This is a genomic window from Luteococcus peritonei, assembly GCF_039526385.1.
Classification (GTDB): domain Bacteria; phylum Actinomycetota; class Actinomycetes; order Propionibacteriales; family Propionibacteriaceae; genus Luteococcus; species Luteococcus peritonei.
Window position 1 is genome coordinate 1 of record NZ_BAAAIX010000007.1, and the last position, 21,885, is coordinate 21,885.

The following is a 21,885-nucleotide window of genomic DNA, read 5'->3' on the forward strand; positions in this document are numbered from 1 at the left end:
GATCACGCGGTGACCGCCCTGTCGTCCAGAGCCGCCACCACGGCTACACCACTATCGGGGACTCAACTAACCACCAGGTGCTCTCATATCGCAGCCGCTTGGTGGTCCGAAGGAACTTGGTTCGATTGACCAGGCGCTCCAGCTCATCTCGCACAAGTGATGCGGCAGCGAATCGATCTCGCGCGTGAAGTTGAAAACGCAAGGCACCCGACTGCCCGCGGGGGGCTGGTTGGTCGATGGACCGCATCGCTTGGGCCACTTCCCGCGGGCTCATCCGGGTGTTTCGGCTACGCATGAGCGGCAGCTCGGGGACGTCCGTGAGTAGGACCCATCCGCGGAATTCTTGGGGTGGCGCAGCCGCCAGAGACCGAAGATCTTCAATTAGCTCGGTGGCGGTCGCCGGTCCTATGTCCTCCAAGTGTTTCCGCAAGAATTCGGGATGATGACCCGCGTCGATCAGGTGTGAAGTCATGTATCGAGCTGCTCGCTCAACGTCGTACGCCTGCCCTACGGCTGCCTGCCAACCTTCCAGATAGTGTCTGTCCAACCATTCGGTGAGTCGCCCGAGTTCCCTTCGGCGCTGACTGGCATGCTTCAAGGGGTCCTTCAAGGGGACCCTGACCCCCGGGTTGTGGACACGTGGAATCCAGCATGGGCTGGAGGAAGCGAGATGATCATCATCATGGCCAGGAAGAACTACTCGGCAGAGTTTCGCCAGCAGGCCGTTGACTTGTACGAGAGCTCTCCGGATGCGACGTTGAAGCAGATCGCCACGGATCTGGGAGTGTCCCGCGGGACCCTCGCGGACTGGGTCAAGGTCTTGGGCAGCGGTGTCAGGACACCCGGTGCGACGCCCCCGTCACCCGCAGCACCGGATGGGGAGTCGACCGCAGCACGGATTGCCCGGCTGGAGGCCGACAACGCGCGGTTGCGGGCGGACAAGGCCCGTATCGAGACCGAACGGGACATCCTGCGCAAGGCAGCCAAGTATTTCATTCCCCGGGCGACGCGTGTGGTGCTCATGGTCCATCGCCCCGTTCTACGGTCTTCTCTTTGCCGTCGGAGTCGTGGTGTTCTTCGTCGCTAGCTAGGTGACCATGTGGTGTTGGGGTCGGCCACGAGTCGGTCGACAGGGATTCTCGGGCGTAGGCATGGGGGGTCTGGTGGCTCGGTGGCAGTTCACGCCACGCGCGCAGCCAGCTCGTCCAGGTCGGAACGGATCCTGGCCAGCAGTGACCGCGGGTCTGTGTCGTGGTCGCTCAGCTCTCGCAGCAGCAGGTCGCGGGCCAGCGTGGACGCCGGAACTCCGCGCTCCTCGGCGACGCGCGCCAAGGCGGCGAACTCGTCGTCGTTGAGGCGCACCTGCAGAGTCTTGGACCTGCCGTGTCCGCGGGTGACCTTGGTGCCAGGCTTCAGTTCGGCGTCCTTGTTCTGCTCGCTGGCCTGGGCCTCGGCGGCGATCAGCTCGTCAATCCTCATCAGTGGCCTCCTCTCGATACCTGCGCTGGTCGGTACTGTTCGACCGCCACGCGTTCACTCCCCAGATCACTCCGTCGTCCGGCAGTGCGATCACCGTCACCAACATCTGCAGCGACGCCGACCAGCCGATGACTCGTATCGTCCGCCCTGAGTCCGACGCCGGGTCGGGGGCGAGCACCAGGCGATTCGGGTCGGCGAAAGCCTCGTCGGCCCATTCGGGCGTCATGTCGTGCTTGGCGATGTAGTCGCGGCGGTGGCGCCAGTCCAGTTCGTCCTGCACACCCCAACTGTATGGCATGTGTATTACGGAGGGAAGATGTTCGTTGGTCACGAGGCACTCGCCTTCCGTGCCATCTCGGACAAGTGCTTGGCGATCTCGCGGTCCCGGTCCGCAGCAGCGTGCTGGTAGATCATCGCCATGGCTGGCGTCGCATGGCCGAGGCGCCCCATCAACTCCGAGAGCGTCGCCCCCGACTGGGCTGCCAGTACCGCGCCGGTGTGGCGCAGGTGGTGGAACTTCAGATCCTCTCGTCCAGCCTTGGCGCAGGCGCGATGCCAAGCGCGCAAGAAGGTCGACGGCCGAATGTTGCGTCCGTCATCGGATGGGAAGAGCAGGGCGTTCTGCCCCGACGAAACGTAGGTCGTCAGGTGGCGTCGCAGGTCGGGAATGATGTGCGGCGGGATCGCCACGCGACGCTTGCCAGCCTTCGTCTTGGGCGGGCCGATCACCACCTCGCCGGCCACCCAGGCGACGCCGCGCTCCACGCGCACGATGCCTGCATCGAGGTCAACGTCCTTGCGACGCAGCTCGAAGACCTCGCCGTAGCGCATGGCGCACCAGGCGCCGAGCAGGACCGCAGCGCGCCACTTGTCGGGCATCTCGACGACGATGCGGGCCAGCTCGTCCAGCGTGGCCGAGGTGATGTGCTTCTCCCGGCTGGTGGTGCCGGCGCCCTTGATGCGGCACGGGTTCGTCGTCACTGTCGGCAGCGTGCGGTCCACGATCGCGGCATTCATGATGCCGCGCAGCAGGCTGTACGACTTCGACCGGGTGCGGGCGATCTTCTTCTTCGCCATGGCCCGGTGCCACGCCACCACGTCGTCCAGGTCGATCTCGTCCAGCCGCATGTCGCCCAGTGCCGGCAGGATGTGGTTGCGCAAGAGCATCTGGTAGTCCTTTTGCGACGACGGCCGCAACGACCCGGCGTCGCCCTGGGGAGTGGCGCTCCGGTCCGCCAGCCAGGTCTGCGAGTACTCCCGCAGTGTGGGGCAGGGTTGCTTTGGCTTCTCCCGTGGCGTCGGCACCGTGATGGAGGGGTCTGGTTCGCGGGTGTCCGGCGGCTGCCACACCCCGAGGTCGATCAGTCGCCGCTCCTGCGCCAACCAACCCTCGGCGTCGATCTTCGACGCGAACGTGGCCGGCGCCATGTAGAGCTTGCAGTCCGGCCCGATGTAGCCGGCCTGCACTCGACCCGACTTCAACTTCCGCAGCCGCCCGAACCCGCGCCGGTCGCGTTTCCCCGTGTCCTCATGTGCGTTCCCCCTCGGCTTGCCCATCTCGAACCTCCCCGTCGCGTGCAATATGCGTGCAACAAGCAAGCCCAAAACGGCCTCGTCGTGCTCACCTCGGCAAGGGGAACGCAGCCCCTCGATGGGTGGTGTTCCCCCAGTCAAACGCGACTGGCAGTGCGTTCTCCCGGTGCCGGATCGGAGCCAGCCCCACGGTTCAAATCCTCTCTCGCGCACAGCATCGATCGCCCCGACTCCTCGGAGTCGGGGCGATCGTCGTTTCCGGGGCACCACGGAAGTCCGGCGCCGCGCGCGCGACCTGGTCCTTGGCGTCGACGCTGAGCTGGGCCTTTTCGCTCGTCGGTCTCACAGACGGGTGAGCACCTCGTCGAGCATCTCTTCGGTGAGCCGGCCGGTGAAGGTGTTCTGCTGGCTCACGTGATAGCAGCCCAGTAGCCGCACCTCGCGGCCCGAGGGCGTCACCAGCACCGCCTCGGCGCCATGACCGAAGCGCGGTGCGGGGCGGGGGACGCTCCAGCCCAGGCGTCGCACCGCACCCAGCGTCTGCTGCCAGCCGATCCCGCCGAGCGCAAGCATCGAGCGCAGTCCCGGCTCGACGAGCTGGATCTCGCGGTCCAGCCACGGCGCACAGGTCGCCTTCTCCGGCGTGGTCGGCGCATTGTCCGGCGGGGCGCAGTGCACCGGCGCGGTGATCCGGACGCCGGTGAGCTGCAGGCCGTCGGCCGCGTGCACGCTGGTCGGCTGGTTCGCCAGGCCGACCCGGTGCAGCGCCGCATAGAGCCAGTCGCCCGAGCGGTCGCCGGTGAAGATCCGCCCGGTGCGGTTGGCCCCGTTCGCGGCAGGTGCCAGCCCGACAATCAGCGAGTGCGGCTCCGGGTCGCCCCAGCCCGGCACCGGTCGGCCCCAGTAGGGCTCCCCGGCATAGGAGGCGCGCTTGGCCCTGGCCACCTGTTCGCGCCAGTCCACCAGCCGCGGGCAGGCCCGGCAGACGGCCACCCGCGCGTCGAGCTGCTCCAGGCTGCGGGCGCTGTCGGCCAGTCGCAGCACCTCGTCGGCCTGATGCGCCCGAGGCGTTCGTGGGCGCGACGGCTCTCCGGGCCAGCTCGAGCCCGGTGGCACCGGCGAGAGGAAGAGCTCCCCGATGCCGGGATGGGGGAGTGCCGGTGAAGCCTCGCGCTGACTCACAGCCACACCTTCATGATCTTGGTATTCCACCGGAACATCCTGGTCAGGATCTGATGATCTTGGATCATGCGAAGGGCTGCGAGGCGTCGTCCAGCTCCGCCACGTCCTGGGCGGACAGCTCCAGCTGTGCACCCGTCACCAGCGCCGGCACCTGCTCCGGCCGGCTGGCCGAGGCGATCGGCGCCGCCACACCCTTGGCGCGCAGCCAGGCCAGCGCCACCGAGGCGGGCTCCACGTCCAGGCGCCCGGCCACCCCGGTCAGTGCCTCGACCAGCGCGAAGCCGTCCGGCGTCGCGAACTGCTCCAGAAAGCCCTCGCGGGCGGCTCCGGCCAGGTCCTCCCGGGACCGGTACTTGCCCGAGAGCAGGCCGGAGGCGAGCGAGAAGTAGCTGAAGACGTGTAGGCCCAGCTCGCGGGCCAGCGGTCCGTCACCTGCCTCGAAGTCCTGACGGGCGGCCAGTGAGTACTGGGGCTGGATCGCCACGGGCGCCGCCAGACCCTCGGCGCGGGCCACCTCCACCCACGCCCGGGCCCGCTCGGGGCTCACGTTCGACATCCCGATCCAGCGGATCGTCCCCTGGCGCACCAGGCCGTCGAAGGTCCGGGCGATCTGCGCGATCTCCAGCGACTCGTCGTCGGCATGCGCGTAGTAGAGGTCCACGTGGTCGGTGCGCAGCCGCTCCAGCGAGGCGGCCAACGCCCGCTCCACGCTCTCGCGGCCCAGGCCTGGGAAGTCGGGGTGCTTGCCCACCTTGGTGGCCACCAGCACCTGGTCGCGGTTGCCGCGCGCGGCCATCCAGCGGCCCAGCACCAGCTCGGACTCGCCGCCATGGTTGCCCTCGGCCCAGGCGGAGTAGACGTCGGCGGTGTCCACGTGGCGGGCGCCTGCCGCGGAGAAGGCGTCGAGCACGGCGAAGGAGGTGTCCTCGTCGCTGGTCCAGCCGAAGGTGTTGCCACCCAGCACGAGCGGCAGTCCCTGTCCAAGGTCAACGGTCATGGTGATTCCTCCCGGGTTGGGCTCGATCTGGTCCCCACTCTGCCACTCGTCCAGCATCGCGACCCCAGGGCCCTGTTGATCCCTTCGGTGCCTGCATAGGATCGAGGCATGAGCATCCTGGTGAGCAGCGCCTGCGCCTCGGACGGCACGATCCACACCTTCACCCTCGACGGCGAGCAGCTGACGCCGCTGGCGACCAGCCAGGTTGGGGACGGCGTCTCCGCCATGGCGCTGGACGCCACCGGGCGGCGTGCCTGGGCGGGGACCAAGGAGCCGGTGGGCATCCCCACCCTGGAGCTCGACGCCGAGACCGGCGTGTGGACCAGCGTCGCGCACACCAGCACCGACGAATCCATGACCTACCTCACCGTCAGCACGGACCAGCGCTGGCTGCTGGGTGCCTCCTACGGCGGCGGCTTCGGCCAGATCTGGCCCATCGTCCACGGGCGCCTCGGTGAGCCCACCAGCCGCATCGAGTTCAACAACCTGCACTGCGTGATCGAGCTGGAGGGCTTCGCCTACTTCGTCAGCCTGGGCGACGACCTGATCGCCTGCTACCGGATCAGCGAGACCGGCGTCCTCGAGCCGCTCGAGGTGCCCACCGTCGACGCACCCCAGGGCTCGGGTCCGCGCCACGTCGTCGCCGATGCTGAGGGCCGCAACCTGTACTGCGTCACCGAGTTCGGCGGCGAGGTGATTCGCTTCAGCCGCGACCCGCAGACCGGCGTGCTGACCCGTCAGGAGGCGGTCACCGCCCACGCCACCGACCGCGGCCTCGAGCACAGCCGGATCGGCGCCGACCCGATGGCCGAGCACCTGATCTGGGGTGCCGACGTGCACCTGGCCCAGGGCTTCGTGCTGGCCAGCGAGCGCACCGAGTCCACCATCAGCGTCCTGCCGCTCGGTGAGGGCGGCAGCCTGGGTGAGCAGGTCTCGATCACCGAGGTGGAGGCCCAGCCGCGCGCCTTCAAGCTGGCCACCGATGAACGCCGCCTGCTCTCGGTGGGGGAGCGCTCCGAGCACATCAGCCTGTTCGTCCTGGAGGACGACGGCAGCCTGCGCCTGGCCGACCGCCAGCCCAACGGCCAGGGTGCCAACTGGGTGCGCCTGCTCGAGGACTGAGTCACGATCTGGTTGCGATCTCGCGCCAGCGCCTTGGATGCTCGCCCGCCGTGGCCCACTGGGTCCATGAGGAGAATCCTGCGCATCCTGGTGGCCTGCCTGGTGCTGGGTGGCGGCGTGCTGGCCGGAGGCTCGCCGCCGGCCTGTGCCTGCAGTTGTCCCGAGTTCTCGACCCGGCAGAAGGTGGAGCGGGCGGATCTGGTGGCCCGAGCCCGGGTGGTCGAGGTGACCGAGCCTGCGGCAGTTGACTCGGGTGCGACACGCACCTACCGGCTGGAGCTGGAGCGGCTGTACCAGGGATCGTCACCGGTTGCCACGCAGGTGACCTCCTCTGCTCAGGGGGCCTCGTGCGGGCTGGAAGGAATCAGCCCCGGCGACGACATCGTGCTCTTCGCCACGGGGAGCGAGGGCGACTGGAAGGCGTCGCTCTGCGGAGGCACCACCCGGGCAGACGCCAGGGCGTCGGGTGGCGACGTGACCGTGCTGGCGGAGGTGGAGCAGCTGCTGGGCTCCGGGTCGACGCCTTCCCCGACGGTGGCAGCGGCGCCCGCCCCAGCCGGGATCAGGGGCCCCGTCGGGCTGCCGCTGGTGGGGGTCTCGCTGCTCATCGGGCTCGGTCTGGCGCTGGCCGTCTTCCGTCGCCGTTGAGGCAGTTGCTGCGCACGGACGCGCAGATGCGCACGGACACGCAGAGGGCCCCGACTATCAGGTCGGGGCCCTTGCTTCAGTTCACTTCTCGTCGGCCGGGTGCTCCGGCTCCTCGGGCTCGAAGCTGGAGGGAGCATCGGGGGTGGCACCGGCACCCGCGCCGTCCTCGTTGAGCTCCTCGACGTCGGTGGTCTCGGCCTGCTGGTTCTCCGACATGCTTCCTCCTTGGTTCGGGGTGTTGGTGCCCAACGCTAGGCAACCCACACCCTGCGGCGCCAGAGATTCAGCCGTCGGCGAGGCAACCGATTTAGCGAACAATCGGTTAGCCTAAATCCATGACCTCACCCGCTGGCCGCCCCCACCGTCCGGTTCGCACCGCCGTCGTCATCGGCAGCGAGCGACTCAGCCGGGACATGGTCCGCGTCCACCTGGAGGGCGAGGACGTGGCCACGATCGGTGCGCTGGAGACGACGGACAGCTACATCAAGATCATCTTTCCGCCCCGCGGCGCCGACTACGCCTGGCCCTTCGATCCCGAACAGGTCCGCCTCACCCTCCCGCGCGAGCAGTGGCCGGTCACCCGCACCTACACCATCCGCTCCCATGACCCCCGGGCAGGCCGGATGAGCATCGACTTCGTCATCCACGGCGACGACGGGCTCGCCGGTCCTTGGGCGCTACGGGCGAGGCCCGGTGACGTGATGGCCTTCCGCGGACCCGGTGGCGGATGGGCCCCGCCGAGCACGGGCCACCTGCTGCTGGCCGGCGACGAGGCCGCCGCCCCCGCCATCGCCGCAGCCCTGGACGCACTGCCGCACGGCGTGCGGGCCAGTGTCTTCGTCGAGGTGGCCGACGAGAGCACCCACCTCCCGCTGCGCCTGCTGCCGGGCATCGACGTCACCTGGGTGCACCGCGACGAAATCGGCGAGGCGCATGGCGTCGCCCTGTCCCGAGCCGTGCGGGAGGCCGGCCTGCCCGCCGGGGAGGTGCACGCCTTCATCCACGGCAATGCCGACATGATCAAGCAGCTGCGCGCCTGGCTCTTCGTGGAGCACCGCGTGCCGCGTGAGAACGTCTCCATCAGCGGCTACTGGCGCACCGGACAGGACGAGGACGCCTGGCAGGCCACCAAGCGAGACTTCGTCGCCAGCATGGAGGCCGAGCAGGACCGCTGACGCCAGTGCTCCAGCCCATCGGACCGGCCGCCGCAGGACGGAACGGCAGCCGGGGGCGATGGGGCAGGCTCAGAGGTCCTCGGTGAAGGGATCGGCGCCGTCCTGCGTGGCGCCCAGCTCGGCGTCGGAGGCACGCCGCCGCACCAGCCGGTGCGGCACCCGGTCACGCTTGAAGGTCACCTCGCGGTAGCCGTGCGGCTTCGGGTTGCCCTGCTCGTCGAGCGCCACCATGACGATCTTGTCGATGGTGATGATCTTCTCCCCGGTGAAGACATTGCGCACCACCGCCTGCAGGGTCAGCGAGGTGCGGCCCCAGTTGGTCACCCTCAGGCCCATCTCGATGATGTCGCCCTGCCGGGCCGAGGAGACGAAGTTGATCTCGCTCATGTACTTGGTGACGGTGCGCTCGTTGCCCAGCTGGATGATCGCGTAGATCGCGGCCTCCTCGTCGATCCAGCGCAGCAGGCTGCCGCCGAACAGCGTCTGGTTGGCGTTGAGGTCCTCGGGCTTGACCCACTTGCGGGAGTGGAAGTTCATGGTCTGCGGCACGTCGCCCGATCCTAGTCCCGACGCCTGCGACCCGCGATCCGGCCAGGGGCCGCTCGCCAGGTACGGCAGTCCGTGGACAGCTGGGCCGCGATGGGGTGAAACGATAGCGTCCTCGGGCGCGGGCCTCTGCCCGGCCGCAGGAAGGACCACGATGAGCCACCCCACCACCGCCACCCCGGAGACCGGCCAGGAGCACCAGCTGCGCCGCGGCCTGCGGGCCCGGCACCTGAACATGATCGCCATCGGCGGCGCGATCGGCACCGGCCTGTTCGTCGCCTCCGGCGACTCCATCCACACCGCGGGCCCCGGTGGTGCCCTGTTGGCCTACGGTGCCATCGGCTTCATGGTCTTCCTGCTGATGCAGTCGCTGGGCGAGATGTCCACCTGGCTGCCGGTGGCGGGCTCCTTCGAGGCCTACGGCACCCGTTTCGTCAGCCCCTCCTTCGGCTTCGCCACGGGCTGGAACTACTGGTTCAACTGGGCCATCACGGTGGCCGCGGAGCTGGTGGCGGCCGCCATCGTCATGAAGTACTGGCTGCCCGACGTGCCGGCCTGGGTCTGGTCGGCGCTCTTCCTGGCCCTGCTCTTCGCCCTCAACGCCGCCACGGTCAAGGCCTTCGGCGAGAGCGAGTTCTGGTTCGCCTCGATCAAGGTCATCACGGTGATCGTCTTCCTGGTGATCGGGCTGGCCATGATCGTCGGCATCCTGGGCGGCGCCTCGCCCGGCACCTCCAACTGGACCACCGGCGAGGCCCCCTTCGTGAACGGCCTGTCCGGCATGCTCAGCATCTTCATGGTAGCCGGCTTCTCCTTCCAGGGCACCGAACTGATCGCCGTCGCCTCGGGTGAGGCCGATGATCCGGAAAAGACGATCCCGCGGGCCATCAAGGCCGTCTTCTACCGGATCCTGCTCTTCTACGTGGGCGCGATCGCCGTGGTCGGCACGCTGATCGCCTACACCGACGAGCGCCTGCTCGGCGCCGACGTCGACAACGTGGCGATCAGCCCCTTCACCCTGATCTTCGACAAGGCGGGCATCCTCGGCGCGGCCACGGTGATGAATGCCGTGATCCTCACCTCGATCCTCTCGGCCGGCAATTCCGGCATGTACGCCTCCACCCGCATGCTCTACGGCCTGGCGCAGGGCGGCAAGGCGCCGGCCGTCTTCGCCCGCACCACCCGTCGCGGCGTGCCGCTCAACGCCCTGCTGGCCACCACCGCCATCGGCGGCGCGTGCTTCCTGACCAGCCTGCTGGGCGACGGCGACGCCTATGTCTGGCTGGTGAACTGCTCGGGGCTGGCCGGTTTCATCACCTGGATGGGCGTGGCCTGGTGCCACTACCGCTTCCGCAAGGCCTACCTGGCGCAGGGGCGGGACCTGGCCGACCTGCCCTTCCGGGCCCGCTGGTTCCCGCTCGGCCCGCTGGTGGCGCTGGCCATGTGCGCCATCGTGGTGGCAGGCCAGAACTACCAGGCCTTCATGGGCCAGGTCGACGTGAAGGGGCTGATGGCCTCCTACATCGGTCTGCCGATCTTCCTGGCGCTGTGGGCCGGGCACAAGCTGGTCACCCGCGCCCCGGGCGTCACGCTGGAGACCGCGGACCTGTCGCGCTCCTGAAGCACGACGAGGGGGCCGCGCGGATCTGTCCGCGCGGCCCCTCGTCGTCGGGTGCAGGAACTCCGCTCAGGAGGCGTCCTCCGGCAGCGCGAAGAGCCCGGTCACGCTGGCGCTGGCCAGCTCATTGGCCAGGATGGTGAACCGCACCTGGGCGCTGGTGGCCTCGTCGGGCACCGGCAGCTTCGCCTCGGGCAGCGCGTGCACCGTGAAGATGTAGTGGTGCGCCGGGCCGGCCGGCGGGCAGGGGCCGCCGTAGCCTTCGTAGCCGTAGTCGGTGACCCACTCGCGCACCCCTTCGGGCAGCGGGCCGCCCTCGGCCAGGCTGGTCACGTCGGCGGGGATGTCGACGGCCACCCAGTGCCACCAGCCCGACCCGGTGGGAGCATCGGGGTCGAAGCAGGTGATCGCGAAGCTGGCCGTGCCCTCCGGCACGTCGCTCCACGACAGGTCCGGGCTGACGTTCTCGCCGCCCGCGCCCTGCTCGGCATACCTCAGCGCGATCTCCTCGCCCTGCTTGATGGCCTTGCTGGTGATCTCCATGACGTCCTCCCTGATGGTTGGTGGTCTGCCCCGAGCCTAGTGAGCGCGGTGGGCGGGCGTCGAGGGATGGCAGATCTCAGGATTCTCTCAGCTGGCTGAGGACGGATCATCCGCTTGTCGTGCGTGGAAGTCCGCGACGCGCCGAGGGCTATGGCCAGCGTCTCCACAGGATTGGACGTCCGCCCCGTTTCATCCGGACGCCGGGTGCGTGCCACCGTGACTGCATGACTACTCGCAGACTCCTCGCAGCCGCCACCGTGCTGGCGGTGAGCGGTGCCGTCACCCTCACCGCACTCCCCGCCGAGGGCGGACCGGTCGGCTCGGTCCGCAAGGTGACCGCCATCGGAGACTCCTATCCCAAGGGCAGCGGCGGCAACGAGCGCCGGGCGTACCCGGAGCTCTACGGTTCCCGCACCGGCCAGCCCACGCTCAACCGGTCCTTCCCGGGCTGGATGACCGGCGACGTGCTCTACAACATGCGCTCCGACGGATCGGTGCTGCGCAACATCCGGGACACCCGCACCGTGATCGTCACCGTGGGCGCCAACGACATCTCGATGCGCTACCCGAATCCGTCCACCGCGGCGGTCTCGACGCGCTCCTACCAGCCCGGGATGCGCAGCATGCGCGCGAACCTGCACACCATCCTGGGCTCCGTCTCGCGGGCCCGCGGCGGCAACACCACCCGCGTCGTGGTCACCGGCTACAACAACATCTACATGGACGGCGCCGCGCTCTCGCGCCAGAGTGCCGCCTACCGCAAGGGCTCGGTGAACCTGACCAACCAGGTGAACAGCATCATCATGGCCGAGTGCGCGGCCTACCGGATGAAGTGCGTGAACCCGGCCCCCGCCTTCCATGCCCGCGGCGTCAACACCACCGCCCTGGTGACGGCCGACGGCACCCACCCCAGCGCTGCCGGCCACCGGCTCTACGCCAACCTGGTCTACAACAAGGTGCGCTGAGCCGGACCAAGATCAACACGCAGCCCGTCAAGATCATCGGGCGCAATTTCCTGCACTGCGCGACGCCCCGGAACCTGTCAGGGTCCGGGGCGCCGCAGTCTTCTCGGGTGCGCGCTCAGTCGATCCGGCTGAAGCCGAGCACGTGCAGCACCAGCTCGCCGGCCTCGTCGCAGGCCTCCAGGTCGATCGAGGCCTGCAGCTGCCAGTCGTGGTCGTGCTCGGGATCGTCGATGATCTGCGCCACGCGCCAGGTCCGGGGCTGGTCCGGCCCGCCCTCTCGGGCGCGTCCATGGGATCCGAACTCCTCGATGCGCAGCATCTTCGGTCCGCGGGCGTCGGCGTCGAGGCCCATGTCGTCGTGGGCATCCCAGTAGGCCCCCAGCGCGGCATCCCAGGCATCGGCATCCATCACGGCGTCCGGGTCCTTGGCGTCCAGCTCGGCCAGCTCGTCGACCTTGTCGTAGGCCATCAGCTCCACATGGCGCCACATCGCATTGCGCACCAGCACCTTGAAGGCGCGGGCATTGCCGGTGACCGGATGCCGCTTCTCCGCGGGGTGGGTGAGGGCCTTCAGCCGGTCCTCCGGGTCCGCGTCGGGGTCGGTGAGCGCCTCCCACTCGTCGAGCAGGGAGGAGTCCGTGAGGCGGATGACCTCGCCCAGCCACTCCACCAGGTCGGTCAGCTCCTCGGTGACGAAGCGTTCGGGCACGCTCTGCCGCAGCGCCCGGTAGGCGTCGGACAGGTAGCGCAGCAGAAGGCCCTCGCTGCGCTGGATCTTGTAGTGGGCCACGTACTCGCCGAAGGTCATCGCCCGCTCGTACATGTCGCGCACGATGGACTTGGGGCTGAGCTGGTTCTCGGTGATCCACGGGTGGCTGGGCCGGTAGGCCTCATAGGCGTGCTCCAGCAGCTCGGCCAGCGGCTGGGGCCACTCGACGTCCTCCAGCGCCTCCATCCGCTCCTCGTAGTCGTAGCCGTCGGCCTTCATCTCCGCGACGGCCTCGCCGCGTGCCTTGAACTGCTGCTGCACCAGCACGAACATCGGGTCCTCGAGGGTGGCCTCGATGATGCTCACCAGGTCCAGCACGTAGTCCGGCGAGTCCGGGTCCAGCAGCTCGAAGGCCGCCATGGCGAAGGCGCTCAGCGGCTGGTTCAGCGCGAAGTTGTCCTGCAGGCTCTCGGCCAGCTCGTAGCGGCGGCCCGAGGGCTCCGGCGGATCCAGCCGGGTCACCACGCCGGCCTGCAGCAGCGAGCGGCCCAGGGCCACGGCGCGACGCTTCAGCTGCTTCTGGGTGCGCTCGTCCTTCACCGACTCCTCCACCAGGTGGACGACAGCCCGGGCCGTGTCCTCGTCGCGCTCGACGAGGTTGAGCAGCATGGCATTGGTGATCCTCATCCGGGCGTGCAGCGTCTCCGGCACCGAGTCGATCAGCTTGGCGAAGCCCTCCTCGGTGTAGTTCACGAAGCCCTCAGGCGGCTTCTTGCGCTGCACCTTGCGCTGCTTCTTCGGGTCGTCGCCGGCCTTGGCCAGCGCCTTGGTGTTCTCGACGACGTGCTCCGGGGCCTGGGCGACGACGTGGCCCACGGTGTCGAAGCCCGCGCGGCCGGCGCGACCCGCGATCTGGTGGAACTCGCGGCTGCGCAGGGTGCGCATCCGGCGGCCGTCGAACTTGGTCAGCGCGGTGAACAGCACGGTGCGGATCGGCACGTTGATGCCGACGCCGAGGGTGTCGGTGCCGCAGATCACCTTGAGTAGACCCTGCTGGGCCAGGGTCTCCACCAGGCGCCGGTAGCGGGGCAGCATGCCGGCATGGTGCACGCCGATGCCGGCCTTGACCAGCTTCTCCAGGGTCTTGCCGAAACCGCCGGCGAAGCGGAAGTGGCCCATCGCCTCGACGATCCGGTGCCGCTCCTCGGTGCCCACCAGCTTCACGCTGAGCAGGGCCTGCGCCCGCTCCAGGGCCGCGGCCTGGGTGGAGTGGACGATGTAGACCGGCGCCTCGTCGTCGGCGACGATCTGCTCCACGGTCTCGTGGATCGGGGTCAGGGCCCAGCGGTAGACCAGTGGGACCGGGCGCACGGCGTCGGCGATCACCGCCGTCTCACGGCCGCTGCGACGGGTGAGGTCCTGCTTCAGCTCGGTGACATCGCCCAGGGTGGCGCTCATCAGGATCTGCTGCGCCTGCGGCAGTTCCGTGACGCCCACCTGCCAGGCCCAGCCGCGATCGGGGTCGGCGACGAAGTGGTACTCGTCCATCACCACCTGCGTGACATCGGCCTCGGCGCCCTCGCGCAGCGCGATGTTGGCCAGGATCTCCGCGGTGCAGCAGATGATGGGGGCGTCGGCGTTCACCGAGGCGTCGCCGGTGACCATGCCCACATTGGTGGCGCCGAAGACCTCGCACAGGGCAAAGAACTTCTCGCTCACCAGCGCCTTGATCGGCGCGGTGTAGAAGCTCACCCCGCCGGTGGCGATGGCGGCGAAGTGGGCCGCGATGGCGATCAGGCTCTTGCCCGACCCGGTGGGCGTCATGACGATCGCATTGTTGCCGCTCAGGATCTCCAGGACAGCCTCCTCCTGATGGGGGTAGAGGCTGATCCCGGTGCTGGTGGTCCACGCGGTGAAGGCTTCGTAGAGGGCGTCGGGGCCCGGGTCCGTGCCCAGGGCGGGGAGCTGGTCGATGAGGCGCATTTGCCTCCATCGTCCCACGGCGCACCGAATCGCCCATGTTGCGGGCCGAGAGGGGCAGGGCCGGCACCGGCTAGCCTGTGCCGCATGGGCCAGACCTCGTTCGCGGTGGCATTCCTGGGTGGGCTGGCGGCGCTCTTCAGCCCGTGCGCGGCGATGCTGCTGCCCAGCTTCTTCGCCTTCGCCTTCGCCCGCACCGGGACCCTCGTGGGGCGGATCTGCCTGTTCTTCCTGGGGCTGCTGGCCACGCTGGTGCCGCTCGGCCTGGCCGCCGGCAGCCTGGGTCGGGCGCTCCCGGTGGACGTGGCCACCCTGCTGCGCATCGGCGCCGTGCTGCTGATGGTGCTGGGAGCGCTCAGCTTCTGCGGTCTCGGCCTGCGGCTGCCCGGCCTGCGCGCCCCCGGGGATCCGGCCACGCCGCTGGCGATCCTGGTGCTGGGTGCCAGCTACGGCCTGGCGAGCGGTTGCACCGGGCCCGTCCTGGGATCGGTGCTCACCCTGGCGGCCCTCGGAGCAAGTCCGCTGCTGGCGGCGCTGATGATGGCCAGCTATGCGCTGGGCATGGTGCTCCCGCTGCTGCTGCTCTGCCTGGTCTGGGACCGGTTGGGCGCCTCGCGACGTGGCTGGCTGCGCCCACGGCCGGTGCAGGTGGGCCCGATCAGCACCACGCTCTCCCAGGCCGTCACCGGTGTGGTCTTCATGGCGCTGGGGCTGTTCCTGCTGCTCACCGGTGGCCAGGCGGGCGCCCTGCTGGACGCCACCCGGCAGTACCACCTCGAGGGCTGGCTGACCCGGGTGGGCCTGAGGATCGGAGACCTCCCGATGCTCCTGCTGGTGGTGCTGCTCGCCGGCGGCCTGGCCTGGCTGTGGCTGGACGAGCGTGGTGGGGCAAGATGACTGCCATGGACGACGCCCGCCGGCCCTCGCTGCCGCAGCACCTGCTCGACTCCCGCCTGGTGGCCTGCCTGCCGGACCGCCCCGTCGGCTCGCTGGTGGCGGCCGTCGAGGTGATGGTGCAGGAGGGGATCGGGGGCTTCAGCTTCCCCGTTGCCCAGGCGGAGCAGGTGACCTCGCTGCGCCAGGTCTTCGGCCCTCGCGGCGTCTTCGGCGTCCACGACGTGCACGACCACCAGGACCTGGACCAGGCGCTGGCGGCCGGGGCGCAGTTCGTGGCGATCACCCTTCCGGATGCCTCGTTGGTGCAGCGGGCCCATGAGGCCGGGGTGCCGCTGCTGGTCAGCGCTCTCACCCCCACCGAGGTGCAGCAGGCCTGGCGGCTGGGCGTGGCGGCCGTGATGGTGGTGCCCGCCGAGGTCCTCGGCTCCAGCTATCCGGAGGCGCTGGTCCAGCTGGTCGGAGGGGCCACCCTGGTGGCCCGCGGCGGCCTGGGCGCCTATTCCGCTCGACGCTGGGCCGAGGCCGGCGCCGCGGCCGTCTGGCTGGACGACGCCCTGCTGGGCGATGCGGTCAGCGGCGGCTCGCTGGGCAGCCTGCGCGAGCGCTGCCAGACCTTCCGTACCGCCGTCGAGGACTGACCCTGCAGCAGCCCTCCGGCCACGACGCATCAGGCGTGGGCGCCGTTGGCCTCCAGCGTCTGGGTGAAGACCTCCAGCGGCTGGGCGCCGGACAGCGGGGTGGTGTTGATGATGAAGAAGGGCGTGCCGCTCAGGCCCAGCTGGCGTGCCTCGTCGACGTCCTTCTGGACAGCGGCCCGGGTGGCGGAGGCCTTGCGGTCGGCCCGCCAGCGGGCCAGATCGGTGACCCCGGCCTTGCGCGCAAAGCCCTCCAGGTCCTTCTCGGTGATCTCCGGGTGACCGCTGGTCGGGGCCGCGGCGTGGACGGCGTCGCTGAACTGCCAGAACCTGCCCTGCTTGCCGGCCGCGCGGGCGGCCTCGGCGGTCTCCATCGACTGGTCGCCGAAGAGCACCAGGTCGCGGTGCTCGATGCGCAGGCTGCCGGAGGCCACGTAGGGCTTCAGCTTCGGGTAGGTCTCGCGGGCCCAGACCGAGCAGAAGGGGCAGCGGAAGTCGCTCCACACGATCATCACCACGGGGGCGTTCGCGGGTCCTTCGGCGGTGGGGTCGTCGGCCAGGCGGCGCGGCAGCTTCTTCATCACCGCGACGGCCTCCGGGTTCTGGGAGGCCTGGGCGGAGGCCGCGGGGGTGGCGCTGCCGCTGGCGGGCTGGCCGGCCCGCTGGCCGCGCAGCCGGGACAGCTCGTTCGACTGCTGCGCGAGCAGCCCCATCAGGCCCAGGCTGAGCACGGTGAGCATGGCCACCAGCACCCAGGGCAGGCGCTGCGGCCGTCGCGCAGCCGGGGCTGGAGCGGACTCGCCATGCAGCCAGCCACTCCCGGGGCCTCCGCCCGAGCCGTGGCCTGCGGCGGTGCTGCCGGTGGGTTGGGCGTCGGGGTCCGCGGCCATCGGGGGCTGGTCCGGGCTCTGGTGGGCGTCCATGCCCGGCAGCCTACCGGCGCGCTCAGCCGATGAAGCGGTCGTAGTGCTCGTCGTGGTCCCGCAGCAGCTCAGACGCGCAGCCGAAGCCCACCAGCAGCCCGATGAAGCCCAGCGCCCCGAGGGCGGCCACCAGCCAGCGGGGCAGGTCCTGCGGGTCGCGGGGATCGGGTGTGGCCACCGGCCCGGGGGAGGGCCGCTCGGGGGCGCTGGTGCTGGCCCCCGCCCCGGCCGGCCGGGGCGTGTCGCCGGTGCCGGGCGCTGCGGCGGGGGAGCTCGGGATGGTTCCGCCCCCGGGCGTCGGTGCGGGCGCCGCCAGCGCGTCGACGCCCACCACCGGGCCGGTGAGCAGGACAGCTGCGAGCAGGAGCTGTGCTCGTCGGCCGGCTGTCATCGCACTGTCCTCCCCGGGTCTCGTGATGCCTCGTCGAGGCGCTTTACACCCTAGGTATCACCCCATACAGGTCGCGGGAGAACGCGCCACGGTGTCACACTTGGCCCACCACGATGTCACCCGATCGGGGGACCTGGGCACCAGGTCTGCGGGAGGCGACGAGGAAACACTGGCCCGACGGGCGTGCGCAGCACACCGTGGGGAGACTCACTTGGAGGTTCGGGGGAATGACCAGGATGACGCTGGCGGAACGACGCCAGAAGCTGATTGCGGCTGCCTTGTCCGTGGTGGCGCGCAACGGTGTGGCGGCGGCCACCACGCGGGCGATCGCTGCCGAGGCAGGCATGCCGCTGGCCAGTTTCCACTACGCCTTCGAGTCGCACCAGGCGCTGATGACGCAGGCCTACCTGCAGCTCGTCACCGAGGAGCTGGAGCGTGAGTCGAAGCACGCGCTGCAGCCCGGCAGCGAGTCCGAGGTGGTGGGGCAGGTGCTGTCCGCCCACCTGGCCGACCTGATGGAGCGGCGCCCGCAGCACCAGGCGGTCTTCGAGATGGCCGACCACCTGCTGCGCACCGGCGACCAGGCCGAGGTCCCGGCCCAGTGGCGCACCGAACGGGTGCGGGCCATGGCCAAGCGGCTCGAGGAGGCCGGGGTGAACCGTCCGCAGGAGGCCGCCGAGGCCACCGTGACGGTGCTGGAGGGGCTGACCCAGTCGCTGGTGACCACCGGTGATGCGGCGGCGGCACGTCGCGCGATCGACTACTGGGCTGGGATGCGCGCCGCCAGCTGATCCTCGCCGCAGGAATCTTGCTGAGGACGATTCGGGATTTTCTCAGACTTTCTTTACAATCGGTGTCAGGCGCTCTCGTGCGCCTTCATCTCACCCGATTGACAAGGAAATCCGCATCGTGCCAGTTCCCACCCACGCCAACGACGACCAGCCCCGCCTGGAGGCCGTCGCGTCCACGGATGACCTGGAGAACGCCGGTCCGGAGAGCCTGGAGGCAGCCCCTGCCAGCGGTCGCCGCCGCCTGGTGGCCCCGCTGGCGATCGTGACCGGTCTGGCCCTGGCCGTGGGCGGCGCCATGCTGCTGCCCGAGCAGGTCGACGCACAGGTGGGCGAGCCGCAGGCTCCCACCAGCGCCGCCAGCCAGGCGCTGCCCAGCCGCAGTTCCGAGGCCGTCAGCCGCAGCCAGCAGCGTCCCGCGCTGGGCGACGCGGGTGCCCGACTCGCCGCCCAGGCCGTCGGCGTGAAGCCCGTGGTCGCCAGCAGCGCCCCGGCCGCCACCGCCGCTCCCAAGCCGGCCCGCAAGGCCACCGCCGCGCCGAAGCCCACCCGCGTGAAGGCCGCGGCCACCCAGCGCCAGGCCGTCCCCGCCCTGGGCGAGGTGACCGCCACGCTCTACACCACCACGGGCGTGAACGTCCGCACCGCCCCCAGCACCTCCGCCGACAAGGCCACCTCGCTGGCCCCCGGTGAGAGCGTGAAGGCCACCTCGGTGCGCCGCGACGGCTGGCGCCAGATCAAGCTCGACGGCCGCGCGGGATGGATCCGTTCCGCCTACCTGACCAGCGAGCGCCCGGTGGTCCGCAAGGCCAGCAGCGAGAGCACCCCGGACTCCGAGCGGTCCACCAGCAGGTCCACCAGCAGCACGCGCTCCACGGTGAAGAGCTCGGCGCGCACCAGCCAGAAGCGCACGGTGGCCAGCTCCGGCTCGGCCACCGGCGGTGGCAGCTGCTCCTCCTACGCGGTGGAGCGCGGCCTGGTCTCGAATGCCGTCGCCGTGCACCGTGCCGTGTGTGCCAGCTTCCCGTCGATCAAGAGCTTCGGCGGCCTGCGTGCCAGCGCGGACAACCACGGCACGGGCCATGCGCTCGACGTGATGGTCTCCGGGAGCCAGGGACAGGCCGTGGCCAACTGGGCCCGCGCCAACGCCTCCCGGCTGGGCATCACCGAGGTGATCTACGCCCAGCAGATCTGGACCACGCAGCGCGCGGGTGAGGGCTGGCGCTCGATGAGCGACCGTGGCTCGGCCACCGCGAACCACTACGACCACGTGCACATCTCGGTCCGCTGACCGAACCACTGGTCCGCTGCAGGACGGTGGATGACGGGGAGTCCCTTCGGGGGCTCCCCGTCGTGCTGCCCGGAGCGGCCCGGCGCCGGACAGCGGCTCAGCCGAGCAACAGCCGGCTGCCCCGGGCGGTGACGGCCAGCTCGCCGCCACCGGTCACGCCCAGCTGGGGTGCCAGGGTGGTCCAGTCGCCCGGCTGGGCCCCGCTGAAGTCCACCTGCCACAGGCCCTCGGCCTGCACCGCTGACAGCTCACGGCCCTCCGCCTGCATCACCGAGGCCAGCGCCTCGTGCACCAGGCTGTCGCCCTCCACCACGTCGGGCACCTCCAGGGCGTCCAGTGCCGCCTGTGCGGTGCGCAGGTAGAAGTCGGCGACATCGGGGGCCAGCCAGCTGATCCTCGGCTCCTCGGGATCGGTCAGGTCCACCCGGTAGACCGGGCCGGTGGCCCACGGGCCCTCGACCTCGTCCACCACCGGGGCCACGACGGCCGTCGCCCCCTCTGGCTCGTGGTGCAGCAGCAGGGTGGGGCCGGTGAAGCCCCAGACCGCGATCTCGGACAACGGTTGCAGCAGCAGGCTGTTCCAGCCCTCGTCGCGGAAGTCCACCACCGGCATGTCCGGGGCCGCGGAGGGGTCCACGTGCACCGACAGCTCGTCGACGTCGAGACGCGCCACGCGGTGCCAGAGGTCCAGCGCGCTCTGCCAGGTCTGCAGGGAATCCATGAGCCCAGACTAGGCCTCCGGCCGTGAAAGGCCTTGCGGGGCGGACGAATGTGGGCTCGGCGCGCCCTGTGCCAGGTGTTGCCACGGGTGCAACAGGTGAAAACACCACGCCTTCTGTCCGTCGCGGGGGTGTGATGGATCCATCAGCCGCCCCGGTGGGCGGCATCCGGCCGGACGGCGACAGTCCGGCAACGGAACCCGATCGACACAGTGAGGTGTGTGGGCAATGACAACGCAGGCAGGGGCCCTCGAGCACGAGGGCGGGACCATCAAGGGCAAGCGGCCCTTCGGGATGCGCGACCGCATCGGCTACATGTTCGGTGACTTCGGCAACGACTTCACCTTCATCCTGCAGATGCTCTTCTTCATGCTCTTCTACACCAAGGTGGTGGGCATCAACCCGGCGCACGTCGGCACCCTCTTCTTCGCCGCGCGCATCGTCGACGCCTTCACCGACGTCGGCATGGGCCGCATCGTCGACACCGCCAAGGCCACCGCGGCCGGCAAGTTCCGCCCCTGGATCGCTCGCGGCGCCATCCCCGTCGCCCTGGCCTCCGCCCTGATGTACCAGAGCTTCATCGCCGGCTGGGACTCCTACGGTGCCCGCCTGGCCTGGATGTGCATCACCTACTTCCTGTGGGGCTCGATCACCTACACCATGATCAACATCCCCTACGGCTCGATGGCCTCGGTCATCTCGCCCTTCCCCAAGGACCGCTCGGAGCTCTCGGTCTGGCGCTCCACCGGCGCCCAGCTGGCCATCCTGCTGCTCTCGGTGGTGCTCCCGCTGATCGTCTACGTCAAGGTGGACGGCCAGTCCACGCTGAGCGGTTCGCGGATGACCATCGCCGCCATCATCTGCTCGGTCATCGCCGTGATCTGGTACGCGCTGTGCTACCTGCTGGTCACCGAGCGGATCGAGCCGCCGGCCCGCGTCGCCGGTGAGAACATGAGCTTCGCCCAGCTCTTCGGCTCGCTGTTCAAGAGCCGCGCCCTGATGGGCATCGTCGCCGCCGCGCTGCTGCTGCTGGTGAGCAACTTCCTGGTGAGCGGCATGCTGGGCTACCTGATCCTGGACTACTTCAACGACAAGGGCCTGCAGTCCACCGCCCAGATGGCCGCCCTGATCCCGGCCTTCAGCCTGATCGTGATCGCCCCCTGGCTGGGCACGAAGTTCGGCAAGCGCGAGATCGGCGTGGTCTCCATGATCGTCGGCGGCCTGGTGATGATCGGCACCTACTTCCTGGACCTGCAGGGCGCCCCGATGACCTGGGTGGTGCTCTACGCGGTGGCCCAGTTCTGCATCTCGATCTTCAACTTCCTGGTCTGGGCCTTCATCACCGACGTGATCGACGCCGAGGAGGTCCGCACCGGTGAGCGCAACGACGGCACCATCTACGCCGTCTACTCCTGGGCCCGCAAGATGGGCCAGGCGCTGGCCGGCGGACTGACCGGTTGGGCCCTGTCCTGGATCGGCTACCAGTCCAGCAAGGGTGGCCAGACCGTCACCCAGAGCCAGGAGACCCTGGACGGGATCTGGATGTACTCGACGCTGATCCCCGGCATCCTGTTGATCGGTGTCGCCCTGGCGCTGCAATTCTTCTACCCGCTGAGCAAGAAGCGCGTCGACGCGAATGTCGCCTTCCTCGCCGAGAAGCGCGCCCAGCAGCAGGGTGCGGCCGTCGCCGGCTGATCCCACCCACGACCCGACGAGGGGCCCGACCACCAGGTCGGGCCCCTCG

At 69.9% G+C, this 21,885-nt stretch carries 23 protein-coding genes; 11 read left to right on the plus strand and 12 right to left on the minus strand.

What is annotated here, in order from left to right; translation table 11 throughout:
* The first annotated feature begins 670 nt into the window (after positions 1 to 670).
* Positions 671 to 1,087 (plus strand): transposase, encoded by a 417-nt coding sequence (locus ABD073_RS02440; RefSeq protein WP_343872163.1) that lies wholly within the window; start codon positions 671 to 673, stop codon positions 1,085 to 1,087.
* A gap of 92 nt (positions 1,088 to 1,179) precedes the next feature.
* On the opposite strand, the gene ABD073_RS02445 is transcribed toward ABD073_RS02440, so the two are convergent.
* From ABD073_RS02445 to ABD073_RS02465, 5 genes are all read right to left on the minus strand, one after another.
* Positions 1,180 to 1,479, minus strand: a complete 300-nt coding sequence (locus tag ABD073_RS02445) for a hypothetical protein (protein WP_343872164.1) — start codon at positions 1,477 to 1,479, stop codon at positions 1,180 to 1,182.
* On the minus strand, positions 1,469 to 1,759 hold the full coding sequence (locus ABD073_RS02450) for a BrnT family toxin (protein WP_343872166.1): 291 nt from the start codon (positions 1,757 to 1,759) through the stop codon (positions 1,469 to 1,471). Before ABD073_RS02450 ends, ABD073_RS02445 begins: the two co-directional genes overlap by 11 nt.
* Before the next feature lie 47 nt (positions 1,760 to 1,806).
* Positions 1,807 to 3,036 carry a tyrosine-type recombinase/integrase gene (locus tag ABD073_RS02455; protein WP_343872167.1) on the minus strand — a complete coding sequence of 410 codons (1,230 nt, stop codon included), beginning with the start codon at positions 3,034 to 3,036 and terminating at the stop codon, positions 1,807 to 1,809.
* A 318-nt stretch (positions 3,037 to 3,354) separates the two neighbouring features.
* Positions 3,355 to 4,194: a uracil-DNA glycosylase gene (locus tag ABD073_RS02460; protein ID WP_343872168.1), complete on the minus strand. Its 840-nt coding sequence runs from the start codon at positions 4,192 to 4,194 to the stop codon at positions 3,355 to 3,357.
* 64 nt (positions 4,195 to 4,258) lie between these two features.
* Complete coding sequence (locus tag ABD073_RS02465; protein WP_343872169.1) at positions 4,259 to 5,191, minus strand: aldo/keto reductase; 933 nt, start codon at positions 5,189 to 5,191, stop codon at positions 4,259 to 4,261.
* A 108-nt stretch (positions 5,192 to 5,299) separates the two neighbouring features.
* Between ABD073_RS02465 and ABD073_RS02470 the strand changes: the two genes are divergently transcribed.
* A complete protein-coding gene (locus tag ABD073_RS02470) occupies positions 5,300 to 6,313 on the plus strand; it encodes a lactonase family protein (RefSeq protein WP_343872170.1) in 1,014 nt (337 codons plus the stop codon).
* Positions 6,314 to 6,379: 66 nt separating this feature from the next.
* On the plus strand, positions 6,380 to 6,961 hold the full coding sequence (locus ABD073_RS02475; protein WP_343872171.1) for a hypothetical protein: 582 nt from the start codon (positions 6,380 to 6,382) through the stop codon (positions 6,959 to 6,961).
* A gap of 81 nt (positions 6,962 to 7,042) precedes the next feature.
* Here the strand turns inward: ABD073_RS02475 and ABD073_RS02480 are convergent, their stop codons facing one another.
* Positions 7,043 to 7,177, minus strand: a complete 135-nt coding sequence (locus ABD073_RS02480; RefSeq protein WP_343872172.1) for a hypothetical protein — start codon at positions 7,175 to 7,177, stop codon at positions 7,043 to 7,045.
* Positions 7,178 to 7,296: 119 nt separating this feature from the next.
* Between ABD073_RS02480 and ABD073_RS02485 the strand changes: the two genes are divergently transcribed.
* Positions 7,297 to 8,136 carry a siderophore-interacting protein gene (locus ABD073_RS02485; RefSeq protein WP_343872173.1) on the plus strand — a complete coding sequence of 280 codons (840 nt, stop codon included), beginning with the start codon at positions 7,297 to 7,299 and terminating at the stop codon, positions 8,134 to 8,136.
* A 69-nt stretch (positions 8,137 to 8,205) separates the two neighbouring features.
* Here ABD073_RS02485 and ABD073_RS02490 read toward each other — a convergent pair whose 3' ends face one another.
* Positions 8,206 to 8,685 (minus strand): acyl-CoA thioesterase, encoded by a 480-nt coding sequence (locus ABD073_RS02490; protein WP_343872174.1) that lies wholly within the window; start codon positions 8,683 to 8,685, stop codon positions 8,206 to 8,208.
* Positions 8,686 to 8,836: 151 nt separating this feature from the next.
* On the opposite strand from ABD073_RS02490, the gene ABD073_RS02495 reads away from it, so the two are divergent.
* Positions 8,837 to 10,303: an amino acid permease gene (locus ABD073_RS02495; RefSeq protein ID WP_343872175.1), complete on the plus strand. Its 1,467-nt coding sequence runs from the start codon at positions 8,837 to 8,839 to the stop codon at positions 10,301 to 10,303.
* A 66-nt stretch (positions 10,304 to 10,369) separates the two neighbouring features.
* On the opposite strand, the gene ABD073_RS02500 is transcribed toward ABD073_RS02495, so the two are convergent.
* Positions 10,370 to 10,843: a YbhB/YbcL family Raf kinase inhibitor-like protein gene (locus ABD073_RS02500; RefSeq protein WP_343872176.1), complete on the minus strand. Its 474-nt coding sequence runs from the start codon at positions 10,841 to 10,843 to the stop codon at positions 10,370 to 10,372.
* Between the two features lie 224 nt (positions 10,844 to 11,067).
* On the opposite strand from ABD073_RS02500, the gene ABD073_RS02505 reads away from it, so the two are divergent.
* Positions 11,068 to 11,808, plus strand: a complete 741-nt coding sequence (locus tag ABD073_RS02505) for an SGNH/GDSL hydrolase family protein (RefSeq protein WP_343872177.1) — start codon at positions 11,068 to 11,070, stop codon at positions 11,806 to 11,808.
* A gap of 115 nt (positions 11,809 to 11,923) precedes the next feature.
* Here the strand turns inward: ABD073_RS02505 and ABD073_RS02510 are convergent, their stop codons facing one another.
* Positions 11,924 to 14,500: a DEAD/DEAH box helicase gene (locus tag ABD073_RS02510; protein WP_343872178.1), complete on the minus strand. Its 2,577-nt coding sequence runs from the start codon at positions 14,498 to 14,500 to the stop codon at positions 11,924 to 11,926.
* 84 nt (positions 14,501 to 14,584) lie between these two features.
* On the opposite strand from ABD073_RS02510, the gene ABD073_RS02515 reads away from it, so the two are divergent.
* Positions 14,585 to 15,394 (plus strand): cytochrome c biogenesis CcdA family protein, encoded by an 810-nt coding sequence (locus ABD073_RS02515; RefSeq protein WP_343872179.1) that lies wholly within the window; start codon positions 14,585 to 14,587, stop codon positions 15,392 to 15,394.
* On the plus strand, positions 15,391 to 16,032 hold the full coding sequence (locus ABD073_RS02520) for a bifunctional 4-hydroxy-2-oxoglutarate aldolase/2-dehydro-3-deoxy-phosphogluconate aldolase (protein ID WP_343872181.1): 642 nt from the start codon (positions 15,391 to 15,393) through the stop codon (positions 16,030 to 16,032). The genes ABD073_RS02515 and ABD073_RS02520 overlap by 4 nt, the downstream gene beginning before the upstream one ends.
* Positions 16,033 to 16,061: 29 nt before the next feature.
* On the opposite strand, the gene ABD073_RS02525 is transcribed toward ABD073_RS02520, so the two are convergent.
* Both ABD073_RS02525 and ABD073_RS02530 read right to left on the minus strand, forming a co-directional pair.
* Complete coding sequence (locus ABD073_RS02525) at positions 16,062 to 16,952, minus strand: DsbA family protein (RefSeq protein ID WP_343872182.1); 891 nt, start codon at positions 16,950 to 16,952, stop codon at positions 16,062 to 16,064.
* 22 nt (positions 16,953 to 16,974) lie between these two features.
* Positions 16,975 to 17,343, minus strand: coding sequence for a hypothetical protein (locus ABD073_RS02530; RefSeq protein WP_343872183.1), 369 nt, complete (start codon positions 17,341 to 17,343; stop codon positions 16,975 to 16,977).
* Positions 17,344 to 17,570: 227 nt separating this feature from the next.
* Here ABD073_RS02530 and ABD073_RS02535 point away from each other — a divergent pair, with 227 nt between their 5' ends.
* Complete coding sequence (locus ABD073_RS02535; protein ID WP_343872184.1) at positions 17,571 to 18,134, plus strand: TetR/AcrR family transcriptional regulator; 564 nt, start codon at positions 17,571 to 17,573, stop codon at positions 18,132 to 18,134.
* Positions 18,135 to 18,252: 118 nt separating this feature from the next.
* Positions 18,253 to 19,422, plus strand: a complete 1,170-nt coding sequence (locus tag ABD073_RS02540) for an SH3 domain-containing protein (protein ID WP_343872186.1) — start codon at positions 18,253 to 18,255, stop codon at positions 19,420 to 19,422.
* 97 nt (positions 19,423 to 19,519) lie between these two features.
* Here the strand turns inward: ABD073_RS02540 and ABD073_RS02545 are convergent, their stop codons facing one another.
* Entirely contained in the window at positions 19,520 to 20,143 is a 624-nt protein-coding gene (locus ABD073_RS02545) for a hypothetical protein (protein ID WP_343872188.1), read from the minus strand.
* A gap of 226 nt (positions 20,144 to 20,369) precedes the next feature.
* Between ABD073_RS02545 and ABD073_RS02550 the strand changes: the two genes are divergently transcribed.
* Entirely contained in the window at positions 20,370 to 21,836 is a 1,467-nt protein-coding gene (locus ABD073_RS02550) for an MFS transporter (RefSeq protein ID WP_343872190.1), read from the plus strand.
* Positions 21,837 to 21,885: the final 49 nt, after the last annotated feature.

Excerpts from the sequence above, each read along its gene's own strand:
- ABD073_RS02520 (WP_343872181.1), top strand. The coding sequence starts at position 15,391 with ATGACTGCCATGGACGACGCCCGCCGGCCCTCGCTGCCGCAGCACCTG.
- ABD073_RS02445 (WP_343872164.1), bottom strand. The coding sequence starts at position 1,479 with ATGAGGATTGACGAGCTGATCGCCGCCGAGGCCCAGGCCAGCGAGCAG.
- ABD073_RS02530 (WP_343872183.1), bottom strand. The coding sequence starts at position 17,343 with ATGACAGCCGGCCGACGAGCACAGCTCCTGCTCGCAGCTGTCCTGCTC.
- ABD073_RS02545 (WP_343872188.1), bottom strand. The coding sequence starts at position 20,143 with ATGGATTCCCTGCAGACCTGGCAGAGCGCGCTGGACCTCTGGCACCGC.
- ABD073_RS02510 (WP_343872178.1), bottom strand. The coding sequence starts at position 14,500 with ATGCGCCTCATCGACCAGCTCCCCGCCCTGGGCACGGACCCGGGCCCC.
- ABD073_RS02550 (WP_343872190.1), top strand. The coding sequence starts at position 20,370 with ATGACAACGCAGGCAGGGGCCCTCGAGCACGAGGGCGGGACCATCAAG.
- ABD073_RS02440 (WP_343872163.1), top strand. The coding sequence starts at position 671 with ATGATCATCATCATGGCCAGGAAGAACTACTCGGCAGAGTTTCGCCAG.
- ABD073_RS02465 (WP_343872169.1), bottom strand. The coding sequence starts at position 5,191 with ATGACCGTTGACCTTGGACAGGGACTGCCGCTCGTGCTGGGTGGCAAC.
- ABD073_RS02475 (WP_343872171.1), top strand. The coding sequence starts at position 6,380 with ATGAGGAGAATCCTGCGCATCCTGGTGGCCTGCCTGGTGCTGGGTGGC.
- ABD073_RS02485 (WP_343872173.1), top strand. The coding sequence starts at position 7,297 with ATGACCTCACCCGCTGGCCGCCCCCACCGTCCGGTTCGCACCGCCGTC.
- ABD073_RS02480 (WP_343872172.1), bottom strand. The coding sequence starts at position 7,177 with ATGTCGGAGAACCAGCAGGCCGAGACCACCGACGTCGAGGAGCTCAAC.
- ABD073_RS02525 (WP_343872182.1), bottom strand. The coding sequence starts at position 16,952 with ATGGACGCCCACCAGAGCCCGGACCAGCCCCCGATGGCCGCGGACCCC.
- ABD073_RS02455 (WP_343872167.1), bottom strand. The coding sequence starts at position 3,036 with ATGGGCAAGCCGAGGGGGAACGCACATGAGGACACGGGGAAACGCGAC.
- ABD073_RS02495 (WP_343872175.1), top strand. The coding sequence starts at position 8,837 with ATGAGCCACCCCACCACCGCCACCCCGGAGACCGGCCAGGAGCACCAG.
- ABD073_RS02500 (WP_343872176.1), bottom strand. The coding sequence starts at position 10,843 with ATGGAGATCACCAGCAAGGCCATCAAGCAGGGCGAGGAGATCGCGCTG.
- ABD073_RS02470 (WP_343872170.1), top strand. The coding sequence starts at position 5,300 with ATGAGCATCCTGGTGAGCAGCGCCTGCGCCTCGGACGGCACGATCCAC.
- ABD073_RS02535 (WP_343872184.1), top strand. The coding sequence starts at position 17,571 with ATGACCAGGATGACGCTGGCGGAACGACGCCAGAAGCTGATTGCGGCT.
- ABD073_RS02515 (WP_343872179.1), top strand. The coding sequence starts at position 14,585 with ATGGGCCAGACCTCGTTCGCGGTGGCATTCCTGGGTGGGCTGGCGGCG.
- ABD073_RS02505 (WP_343872177.1), top strand. The coding sequence starts at position 11,068 with ATGACTACTCGCAGACTCCTCGCAGCCGCCACCGTGCTGGCGGTGAGC.